Genomic DNA, 11,033 nt, shown 5'->3' with positions numbered 1-11,033 from the left:
CTTCTTCTCTTAGCGCCTCACCTTTAGAATCTGTATAAATACGAATAGGAATATTTATTAAATCAAAAGAATTATCACTATACTTAGCTTTAATAGTAGCATTGATATCACCTATTTCATTCATATTAGTACTATTTACTAATTCGTAATTAATATTTTTCGGGATTCCATCTTTTACAATTTTCTTAACAACACTGTCAAGATTTATATTACTTCCTTGACGTAATAGAATTTTATTATCATCAATTAATCTTGGTGAATATTTACCTGCTTCAGTTAATTCTAGTGCTGTACGTTTATTAATAACATCCATTCCTAGTCTTGCTAATTCTCTAGTCATATTATTTATAACTAGTTGTGTAGATAAAGTATTAGCAAGAGCTAATGAAGCTTCACTTAATTTAGTTGATAAATTTGTTTTAGCAAGAGAATAATTATTTACAGAATTTGCTGTTTTATCTGATAAATCAACAATAGTATCTATTAGTTTATGCGCAGCATTCACTACAGAATTTAATTCTTGTTTATTAGCCTCATTTACTAGGATCGGCACGTCAATTTCATTACTAGTATTATCATCAAGATATAGTACTTTTACTTTTGCATGTTTTGTACCTAAAGAAGTCAATCCATCTTTTTTAACAACAGTTAACTTAGTATTTACAGGTAATATACTCTTATTTACTTTGTTTATTATATCGTTATCTTTTAATATATCTCCAATAATTACAGAAACTGGATTTTTATCTACTAGTTTCGGTAAGAATGTTTTATTTAATGTTCCCTTTTCAGGCTTTACAATTTTTAAATTATTGATATTATTTACTTTTACAACTTTTCCATCAATATTTTGTCTTGTACCAAAATTAAAATCTGTATTACTATTCATTCTACTTTCAAAATAAGATGTTGAAGAATGCTTTCCTTGGCTACTTCCTACATTTTTAACATATTTTGGTCTCAAGTTACCAGGTATGATATTGTCGTTATCAGTAAAATAATTTTTAATTTTTCCGATTTGCATCATATCATTAGAAATATTTTCTTCTTCCTCCGGAACTCCCCAGAACCAACCACCTGTTTTTATTCTAGGCGCGTTGAAAGTATATGTTTCTCTATAGTAATTATATTTATTTTTCTCGGCTAAAACACTAGCTCTTAAAGCTAAATATCCACCCAAAGAATGACCTGTAATATATAGATTTGTAAATTCTTTATTATTTCTAAAGCTATTTATTAATTCTTTAGCAGCCTCACTTTGATTTGATTCATTCCCGAAAGCTAATGCTATGTCTGCTTTCAAGTCTCCACCTTGTCCCATATTAGTTCCTGCGAATGCAAGAACCTGAATTTTCTCACCTTTTAAAAATGGGAAATTATTTTTTGTTTCAAACAATACCGCATCTAATCCATTATTCTGATGAAATGTTTGCTTCACAGTCCAATACGGAGATAATTCACTATGAGTAAGTCTTTTAATTTTATCTTTTTCTAAAACAATTGGCAATTTATTAGATAAAATATTTTTTACATTCTCATCTGATTCATATGCAAGATTCATAAACATAGCCATATCTCTTGCTGAAATATTCCAAATTAATTTGTCTCTATCTTCTTTATCATTAAGACCATCACCATCTGTATCTGCAAGTCTTGGGTGAATATCATATCCTAAATATGTTCTCCCATCTTTTTTATAGATATACAATTCGTCTTTATTCGCAATACCATCACCATCATCATCTCCATCAGGATTAAGTACAGCTTTTTTATAGATTAAACTATCGTATTTCCCACCTTCTAATCCAATATAACCTTTGGCTATATCTTGTGCATATTTAGCAGTTAAACGAGAGATAATTTTTGTACCCTTTTCTACAGGAGCTTCTACATCCTGAGATGAAGAACTAGATACAGTATTACTTTCTGTATTTTTATTAATTATATTCGTTAATAAAGTTGCAATATTTTGACTATCATCAGTTCGTCTATCCAAAACGTTTAAATTACTGTTTGAAGATTGGTTACTGTTAGAATCAGCTTGATTAACAGTATTATTTTCGGCTGTAGAAGTAGTTACACTTCTTGTTGATCTAGTAGATGAATTTATAGTCTCTGTATTTTGAGTTGAATTGTTTCTATTCTCAGCTGGAACGAGAACACTATTCTCTCTATTATTTAAATTATTATTATTTGCATTAGAAGTTGTTACTCTATTTTCTATATTTGTACTTGTTACGTTTGTGTTTCCAATTTCATGAGCACTCGCATCACTTCCTAAAAATATAAATGCTCCAATAGCAACTGAAGCGATACCAAAACTCAATTTTTTAATTCCATATTTAACTATTTTATTATCTAATTTATGTTTAAGCATATTTCCTCCATACTTATAAACCTTAAAAAATATCATATAAAAATTCATTAACAATATTTTTTGTTAACTATTTATTCTATACTCTAATTAGTATACACGAAAATTCAAATAATGACAATTTTAATTTTTAATATATGTTTATACTTTTTGTTATATGATAAATATATATTTCTTATTTTTCTATTTATCTTTTTAAAATTTTTACTCATTTTGTTACTCTTTATCTAATTTTTACATATCTACAAGGTTATAATTATTTCATTATATAATAATTTATCAAAGTATTTTTCATACTATATACTTAATTTAACACTTTTCTTAATAAAAAAATTAGGGAGTGACTCGACAAAATAAATTCTGTCTAGTCACCCCCACAAAGTTTATTAATTATCAATAAACCACTGCGTCTATGAATCTTCATATACACTTTTTTAAAAATTTAGGACTGTTTACACAGCCCTTTTTAATTAATTATTTTGCAACTAAGCTACGAATAGCATTTCGATCTATTTCGATTTCTACTTTCGGTGCAATTCTTACTTTTACTGTTACTGTCCCTACTTCTACGATATCTCCGTAAATTCCTGCGAAAGTTACAATTCTATCTCCTTCTTTTAATGAATCTTGAAGAAGTTTTAATTCTTTATTTCTTTTAGATTGCGGTCTAATTATCATGAAATACATAAATCCAAAAAGGAATACAATCATAATAATATTTACGTATGAACCTTGCATGTTTTACCTCCGTTTATTTATATATATGTTTATTCTACTATATAGTAAGTAAAAAATAAACCTTTTATACTATTTTTTTATAATTTATTAGAAATTTTTAGGATTCTCTTGATTCAATCCATATTTTTCAAAGAATTCTTCTTTAAAGTCTAATAACCTATCTTCTTTTATAGCTTGACGAATATCTTTCATCATATTAATTAAGAAATGGATATTATGAGTAGTTGCTAGTCTAGCTCCAAAAATCTCATCAGCTTTGAATAGATGACGAAGATAAGCTTTTGTATAGTTTTTACAACAATAACACGAGCATTCTGGATCAAGTGGTGTAAAATCTTCTGCATATTTAGCATTTTTTACTACTACTCGTCCTGCAGAAGTCATACAAGTACCATTACGCGCTATACGAGTTGGCAATACACAATCAAACATATCAACTCCCCTTAACACACCTTCGAATAAAGCATCAGGAGATCCAACTCCCATTAAATATCTAGCTTTATTAGCTGGCAATAACGGTGTTACATGTTCTAAAACTCTATACATTTCGTGTTTTGGTTCTCCTACAGATAACCCACCAATAGCGTATCCAGGAAAATCCATACTTACCAAATCTTTAGCACTTTGTTCACGAAGATCATTAAATCCAGCTCCTTGAACTATACCAAAGATGCTTTGCGTTTTAGGATTTTTATGAGCTTTTAAACATCTTTCTGCCCAACGACTTGTTCTTTCTACCGACTGACGAATATATTTATAGTCATGATTATAATCTGGACATTCATCAAAAGCCATCATAATATCAGAACCTAAAGCATTTTGAATATGCATTGCTTTTTCTGGTGATAAAAATAGTTTTTCTCCTGATAAATGATTTTTAAAATGAACTCCTTCTTCTTCTATTTTTCTCATTTCACTTAGAGAAAATACTTGAAATCCTCCTGAATCTGTTAAAATACTCCCATCCCAATTCATAAATTTATGAAGTCCACCTGCTTTTTCAACAATTTCTTCACCAGGGCGTAACCAAAGATGATATGTATTAGATAAAATAATATCTGCACCCATTCCCTTTACTTCTTCAGGTGACATTGCTTTAACAGTAGCTTGAGTCCCAACCGGCATAAATACAGGAGTTTCAAAACTACCGTGTGGGGTATGTACTATTCCTAATCTTGCACCAGATTGTTTACAAGTTTTTATATGTTCATACCAAACTGCATTTTCTTTTACATCTCTCATATAAATGTTTCCTTTCTTAAACTAGATTATTATCATCGCATCTCCAAAACTGAAGAAACGGTATTTATTCTCAACTGCTACGTTGTATAATTCAATAACTTTTTCTCTATCATAAAATGCACTAACAAGCATTATTAACGATGATTTTGGTAAATGGAAGTTTGTAATTAAACCATCAACACATTTAAACTCAAATCCTGGATAAATAAAAATATTAGTCCATCCAGATGCCGCGACAATCTTACCATTATTATCACGGGCAATTGTTTCCAGTGTTCTCGTTGAAGTTGTACCCACAGAGAAAATTCTTCCACCATTTTCTTTTGTTTGATTTATTATTTCAGCTGTTTTTTCATCCAAAGTGTAGTATTCTGAATGCATATCATGATCTTCAATATTTTCTACAGCAACAGGTCTAAAAGTACCTAATCCAACATGAAGAGTTAAATAAGCTATATTTACACCTTTTTCTTTTATTTTTTCTAATAGTTCATTCGTAAAATGTAACCCGGCAGTTGGTGCAGCCGAACTTCCTACCTCTTTAGAATAAACTGTTTGATATCTTTCTTTATCACTTAAACGCTCTTTAATATATGGAGGAAGTGGCATAGTTCCAAGTTCATCTAATCTTTCTTGAAAAATCCCTTCATATTTGAATTCAAAATGTCTAAATCCATCATCTAAAATTTTCGTACATACTGCTTCCATTACACCATCACCAAAAGAAACTATACTTCCTTCTTTTATCCTTTTAGCAGGTTTTACAAGACATTCCCAATCATTATGCCCTAAATTTTTCAATAATAATACTTCTATAGCAGCCCCAGTATCTTTTTTTGCTCCGTATAAACGAGCCGGCATAACTCGAGTATTATTAAGAACTAAAGTATCCCCAGAATTAAAATAGTCTATGATATCTGAAAAAACTTTGTGATCATGTGTATTACTTTTTCTATCTACACAAAGTAACTTACTCGTGTCTCTTTTTAAAAGAGGTGTTTGTGCTATAAGCTCCTCAGGTAAATAAAAATCAAATTGTTCTAATTTCATTTAAAATCTCCTTTAAAAGTTACCTTTACTATTATAGCTTGATTGTCTTAAGTTAGCAAGTCTCATCATAATAATTTATAATTTTTTCCACTCCTCACAATTTATATATCTAAAATATGTTCTTTAAAAGTAAAATTCGGACTAATATTTTAAATATTAATCCGAATATTAAATATTATTTATTACTTCGTAAGTATTTTACATGAGCTAATATATTAGTAGCTATACCTAATCCTATACTTAAAATTAAAATAGAACTACCACCATTACTAATAAATGGTAATGGTACCCCAGTCATCGGAATAGAAGCTGTTACTCCGCCTATGTTTACTACTCCTTGTACCACTAATAAGCTTGCAAATCCTAAAGAGTACATTGCTGAAAATGTATTTCTTGATTTCGTTCCTGAAAAAATTACTTTACCTATTAGTACAAGCAATAATGTAACAACAAATACAACACCAACAAATCCTAATTCTTCAGCAATTATGGCAAGAATGAAGTCTGTATGAGCTTCGGGTAAATATCCTAATTTTTGAATAGAGTTACCTAAACCTCTACCAAATAATCCACCATTACCAAAGGCAACATATGAATTTATTACTTGATCAGCAGCAGCTGCCAAATCTTCTGAAAATGGGTTAACAAACACTTTTAAACGATTTGTTCTGTAAGAAGTACCGCTACTAAACAATGTACTTTTTATCGTAAACAGCATAAGTACCACAGCTCCAGCAATCAACGCAAGAGAAATAATTTTCTTTACATTTTGTGAATGCATATTTGAACATAGCGTCATTATTCCAATTACTGATAAAGTAATAAGCATCATTCCCGTATCATTTTGCGCAGCTATTAACGTAACAAGTGCAAGAGGAATACTAAAGATTTTCAAGAGTTCTGAACTAGTACATATTTGTCTCAACTTCACTTTTCTTGTTTCTAAAATAAAAGCCATATACATAATAATAAAAAGTTGTGCTAAAGTAGAAGGCTGAAAACTGAATGAACCTATCCTAATCCATGATTTCGCACCATTAATTGCAGGCATTAATTGTGGTATTAAAAGTAAAATAAACATTACAATAAAACCATATTTTAATAATTCCTTCTCTTTAAAAACCTCAAACGGTATAGCAACCGAAAATAGTAAGAACGCTAAATAGGCAAGAATTGCCCACATGGCTTGTCGTTGTAGGAAATAAGTCTCACTTACAGGAATGCCCGATGTAAATGTTCCATATTTATTTCCTATCATACTAGCACTATACACCATCATACAGCTTAAAACTAACAAAACTAGTAACGTTAAAGCTACCATCCAATCTAATCTGACATGACGGCGTTCATGCTTTATAGATCTATGTATTTTTCCAAAAAGTTTCATACTAATTCGCTTTACTTTCTTGAATAACAGTATTATACATTTCACTAGCCTTATCTTCTAAATCTGCTAGTATTATACGTCCTGCCTCTTGAGAGATACAACCTATTTCTACTGCCAAGTTTATTTCTTTTGAAAGTCCATAAATTTGAGTATCAATAACATCTTGATATAAAGGGCATTTCCTTTGACCTTTCACTGATACACAAGCATTAATCATCTCTTCAATCTTCATAACGTCTTCTTCAATTCTTTTACGTACCTTAATAAAAATAAGGTTATTTTCCATTATTATCACCTATCCTTTTGATAATTCATAATTAACTTCATGTCTTATTATAGCAATTGCCCTAATAAAATCTTCATTTGAAATCAATTCTAAACGTCTTAATTCTCTTACTTCATATTCTACCATACTTAATGTGTGTTTTCTATCCTTCATATATATTATTATACCAAAAGATTTTAAAAATTGCTGTAAATCATAAAAATTTATCATTTATCTCACCTTAAAACTTATTCATTTCTTCAAGTAGGTTTCTATTAATTTCTCTTCCATCTAATTCGTAAGCTTTTTGAGCGTACTCTTTTGCCTTAGAGTAATTTCCTTCTTGTCGCTCAATGACAGCTAAATTATAGTAAATCGGTGCAAATGTATTATCAAAATTAAGCCCATCTAGAAATACTTTTTTAGCATCTTGCTTAGTAGCTGTAGTCATTTTTACCATACCTAATTCATAATAAGTTAACACAGATTTGTTTTTTGAAGTTAACTCTTTTTCTAAGTTAAAAATATCTTCATCACTATATGTTTTAACTAACCTATTATCAACTCTTCCAGCTCTATACCTATTTACTGCACTTTTCGTATTAATTCCAGAAAACAATAATACTTCTCCAATAACACTAAGAATAAGTATAGTAGCAAATGCAATATACATATTCTTTTTCTTCATAAGGAACAACTCTAAGAAAACTCCTAAGATAAAAGAAAAAACATATAACACTATTGAAGTTTCAAATAATAACGTAGCTGTTGCTAAATAAACTATTGAGATAGCTCCCGAATACATAAACTTCAAATTATCATTTTTCTTACTCAGTTGTTCCATAAATAGAGAACCTAATACCGCAATATTTGAAACCAAAGCAATATCAAGTACACCCGAATAACCAAATATTAATAATAAATTAAAAACAAAAGAAACGATAAATAAAATACCAATACTCTTCAATACATTTAATGATTTATTAAATAAAATAGAAGTAACAAAGAATGTCACAATTAACATAAATAATTTCATAGAATTATCAACTGTAAACACACTAGTAAACATTCTATAAAACTGACCACTTATTATTTTTTGATAACTATATTCAACATATTTATATAAAGAAGAATTTTTATTTGATAGATAAACCACTAAATAATTCACTAAAAATAAAATCAAATAAAATATAGATAATCCATTATATTTTATATTAAATAAATTTCTATCAAGTGTTTGTCTTTTATATAACTCTACTACTCTATTTTTATAGCGTAATGTATCCGGCGTTCCTTCAATAAATTGTTCATCTTTTTCTCTTAAAAACAATTTACTATTTTTTTGATTATATAGTATTCTCTCTATTATTAAACTATTAGAAATTCTATATTTTTTATAATCATCTAAAATTTCATCAAATTCTGGAGAAACATATAGGATTTTCATTTTTAAACTACTCAGCTTAAACATTTTTTTAAGTCTAACTTCATTCCTAATAACATTAGAAACAATACTGTCAATTTCTGTTGATTTAAAACTATCTCCGTATATAAACCTTATTAATTCATTATCTTCATTAATAAGCCAAACGTCTTTTTTTTCCGGACGATAATATAAAATACTATAATTATATTTCGTTATATACAGATAAATTATCTTCCAAAATTTCTTATCATTCATAAATTCGCCACTAATATTAAAACTTAAATAGACCTAGGTCTATTTAAGTTTTAATTTTGCTACTTCTTGTGAGAAATCAACAAATTCATTTAATTTTAATACTTCAATATTTGTTACTGCATCCATGTTAGTAACTACACAAGGAGTGATAATATCCTTAGCTTTTTCTTTTACTAATTCTAAATCATAAGTTAATAAAGTTTGACCTACTTCAACTCTATCTCCAGCAGATACAGCTACCTCAAAACCTTCGCCTTTCATAGCAACTGTTTCTAATCCAACGTGGATAAGAAGTTCTATATCTCCTGATTTAATACCAAAAGCATGTTTAGTTGGGAATACTTGGATAATTTCTCCAGAAACTGGTGAAATTAATTTTCCTTCTTCAGGAATAATCGCAAATCCATCTCCCATCATTTTTTGAGCAAATACTGGATCTGGTACTTCAGTAATATCTACTACTTTACCTTTCATGTATGAGTTTAATACTAACTCATGTACTTGTTCTTCTTGTTTTCCGAATAATTTAGATAAAAATCCCATTTTAATCCTCCATATATTATTGCCTTCTTAATATATCTATTATATACTTTTCTTGCATATTTTTCAATTAATTTTGGAAAATTATTTGAAATTCAATATTAAAATATTTCTGTAAGATTTTACAACTTACACATTTTTATTTTATGTGAATCTAGTAAAAAAACTAATGGATTCAAATTCAAAAAATCCATTAGTTTTTTGTTATTTAATTTTAAAATTTATTCTTCAGATTGATTATCATCTTTCTCTGTATTTTCTTGATAGAATAATCCATAAATATACTGTTCAGGATCAAATACTTCTAAATCATCAATATTTTCACCTAAACCAACTAACTTAACCGGAATGCCTAGTTCTTTCTTAATAGCAATAACAATACCACCTTTTGCAGTTCCATCAAGTTTTGTAAGAATAACTCCTGTAACATCACTTACTTCTTTAAATGTTTTAGCTTGAAGAATACCATTTTGACCTGTTGTTGCATCAATTGTTAATAACACCTCATGAGGACCTTCTGGAACTTCTTTTTTAATTACTCGAACAATTTTTTCAAGTTCTTTCATAAGGTGATCTTTATTTTGCAAACGACCAGCTGTATCACATAGTAGTACATCATAACCTTTTGCTTTTGCTGATTGAATTGCATCAAAAATTATAGCAGCTGAATCAGCACCTTCATGTGATTTAACTATATCAGCTCCGCTTCGCTTAGCCCAAACATCAAGTTGATCAATTGCCCCTGCTCTAAATGTATCTCCAGCTGCAATTAGAACTTTTTTTCCTTCTTTTTTAAGATTATGTGCTAATTTACCGATAGATGTCGTTTTACCTACTCCATTAACCCCTACAAATAAGAATACTGAAAGTTCTTTTTCTGGTTCATAGTTAAGCTCAGATTTTACTGTTCCTTCCATGTAAACATCAACAAGTTTCTCAATAATCATACTTTGAAGTTCACTTGGTTCTTTTAAATTTTGTCTTTGTGATTCTACTTTTAAGTAATCAACTAATTCTAGTACAGTGTTATAACTTACATCCGATTGAATAAGTAATTCTTCTAAATCCTCAAAAAATTCTTCATTTATTTCTCTATATGAACTAATTAGGTTATTAAGTGCATTAGTGAAATTATCTCGTGATTTTTTAAGTCCTTTTTTAAATTTTTCAGTTACAAACTGACTTTCGACGAACTCTTCATATTCATCAAGTGAAATCAGTTCTTCATTTAATTCTTCTTTAGCAGAGAATTTTTCTTTTAATCTTTCAAAAAAGCTTGCCATTGGATACTCCTTATATATCTTTTTATATGATAAAAGGGAGACTAAGCTCCCTTTAATTTTCTATTAAAGCTTCCTAATTTTTAGGGAGATTTAATTTATAATTTTGTTGTATTATAAGTTTGCCCTTTTTTCTATTAGACATCCTCTACAAACGTTAATATTTCAACGTTTTTTTTATTTATGCTTCATGTATGGGAATAACAGCACGTCACGGATTGAAGCTGAGTTAGTTAATAACATAACTAATCTATCAATTCCGATTCCTAATCCACCTGTTGGTGGCATACCGTATTCTAATGCTTCTACGAAGTCTTCATCCATTTCATAAACTTCTTCGTTACCAGCATCTTTTTCATCCATTTGTGCTAAGAATCTTTCTTTTTGATCGATTGGATCATTTAACTCGCTGAATGCATTAGCATGTTCACGTCTAACGATGAATAATTCGAAACGATCAGTAAATCTTGTGTCTT

General features: G+C 28.9%; 11 protein-coding genes. All 11 read right to left on the bottom strand.

Annotated elements, in window-relative coordinates:
• Positions 1–2,377: Rib/alpha-like domain-containing protein (locus RWQ73_RS06830; RefSeq protein ID WP_314407558.1), on the bottom strand; the 2,377-nt coding region annotated here is incomplete at its 3' end.
• 471 nt (positions 2,378–2,848) lie between these two features.
• Positions 2,849–3,112, bottom strand: a complete 264-nt coding sequence (gene yajC / locus RWQ73_RS06825) for a preprotein translocase subunit YajC (protein ID WP_314085428.1) — start codon at positions 3,110–3,112, stop codon at positions 2,849–2,851.
• An 87-nt stretch (positions 3,113–3,199) separates the two neighbouring features.
• Positions 3,200–4,354 carry a tRNA guanosine(34) transglycosylase Tgt gene (gene tgt / locus RWQ73_RS06820; protein WP_314407557.1) on the bottom strand — a complete coding sequence of 385 codons (1,155 nt, stop codon included), beginning with the start codon at positions 4,352–4,354 and terminating at the stop codon, positions 3,200–3,202.
• Between the two features lie 21 nt (positions 4,355–4,375).
• Positions 4,376–5,404 (bottom strand): tRNA preQ1(34) S-adenosylmethionine ribosyltransferase-isomerase QueA, encoded by a 1,029-nt coding sequence (gene queA / locus RWQ73_RS06815; protein ID WP_314407555.1) that lies wholly within the window; start codon positions 5,402–5,404, stop codon positions 4,376–4,378.
• A gap of 175 nt (positions 5,405–5,579) precedes the next feature.
• A complete protein-coding gene (locus RWQ73_RS06810; protein ID WP_314407553.1) occupies positions 5,580–6,791 on the bottom strand; it encodes an FtsW/RodA/SpoVE family cell cycle protein in 1,212 nt (403 codons plus the stop codon).
• Between the two features lies 1 nt (position 6,792).
• Positions 6,793–7,077, bottom strand: a complete 285-nt coding sequence (locus RWQ73_RS06805) for a DUF1507 family protein (RefSeq protein ID WP_314085435.1) — start codon at positions 7,075–7,077, stop codon at positions 6,793–6,795.
• Between the two features lie 9 nt (positions 7,078–7,086).
• The gene (locus RWQ73_RS06800; protein ID WP_314085436.1) at positions 7,087–7,287 is read right to left on the bottom strand and encodes a YqgQ family protein; all 201 of its coding nucleotides are present in this window, start codon (positions 7,285–7,287) and stop codon (positions 7,087–7,089) included.
• Between the two features lie 10 nt (positions 7,288–7,297).
• The gene (locus tag RWQ73_RS06795; RefSeq protein ID WP_314407552.1) at positions 7,298–8,737 is read right to left on the bottom strand and encodes a tetratricopeptide repeat protein; all 1,440 of its coding nucleotides are present in this window, start codon (positions 8,735–8,737) and stop codon (positions 7,298–7,300) included.
• A 39-nt stretch (positions 8,738–8,776) separates the two neighbouring features.
• Entirely contained in the window at positions 8,777–9,280 is a 504-nt protein-coding gene (locus tag RWQ73_RS06790; RefSeq protein WP_314407550.1) for a PTS glucose transporter subunit IIA, read from the bottom strand.
• Between the two features lie 218 nt (positions 9,281–9,498).
• On the bottom strand, positions 9,499–10,560 hold the full coding sequence (gene ftsY, locus RWQ73_RS06785) for a signal recognition particle-docking protein FtsY (protein ID WP_314407549.1): 1,062 nt from the start codon (positions 10,558–10,560) through the stop codon (positions 9,499–9,501).
• A gap of 174 nt (positions 10,561–10,734) precedes the next feature.
• Positions 10,735–11,033 (bottom strand): amino acid--tRNA ligase-related protein (locus RWQ73_RS06780; protein WP_314407547.1); only part of this gene is annotated, 299 nt, incomplete at its 5' end.

The organism is uncultured Gemella sp. (genome assembly GCF_963525875.1).
GTDB lineage: Bacteria > Bacillota > Bacilli > Staphylococcales > Gemellaceae > Gemella.
The sequence above is the reverse complement of the archived record's forward strand: the minus strand, read 5'-3'. Positions and strand labels throughout refer to the sequence as shown.

Coding starts and splice junctions, on each gene's coding strand:
- yajC (WP_314085428.1), bottom strand. CDS start 3,112: ATGCAAGGTTCATACGTAAATATTATTATGATTGTATTCCTTTTTGGA.
- tgt (WP_314407557.1), bottom strand. CDS start 4,354: ATGAGAGATGTAAAAGAAAATGCAGTTTGGTATGAACATATAAAAACT.
- queA (WP_314407555.1), bottom strand. CDS start 5,404: ATGAAATTAGAACAATTTGATTTTTATTTACCTGAGGAGCTTATAGCA.
- RWQ73_RS06810 (WP_314407553.1), bottom strand. CDS start 6,791: ATGAAACTTTTTGGAAAAATACATAGATCTATAAAGCATGAACGCCGT.
- RWQ73_RS06805 (WP_314085435.1), bottom strand. CDS start 7,077: ATGGAAAATAACCTTATTTTTATTAAGGTACGTAAAAGAATTGAAGAA.
- RWQ73_RS06800 (WP_314085436.1), bottom strand. CDS start 7,287: ATGATAAATTTTTATGATTTACAGCAATTTTTAAAATCTTTTGGTATA.
- RWQ73_RS06795 (WP_314407552.1), bottom strand. CDS start 8,737: ATGAATGATAAGAAATTTTGGAAGATAATTTATCTGTATATAACGAAA.
- RWQ73_RS06790 (WP_314407550.1), bottom strand. CDS start 9,280: ATGGGATTTTTATCTAAATTATTCGGAAAACAAGAAGAACAAGTACAT.
- ftsY (WP_314407549.1), bottom strand. CDS start 10,560: ATGGCAAGCTTTTTTGAAAGATTAAAAGAAAAATTCTCTGCTAAAGAA.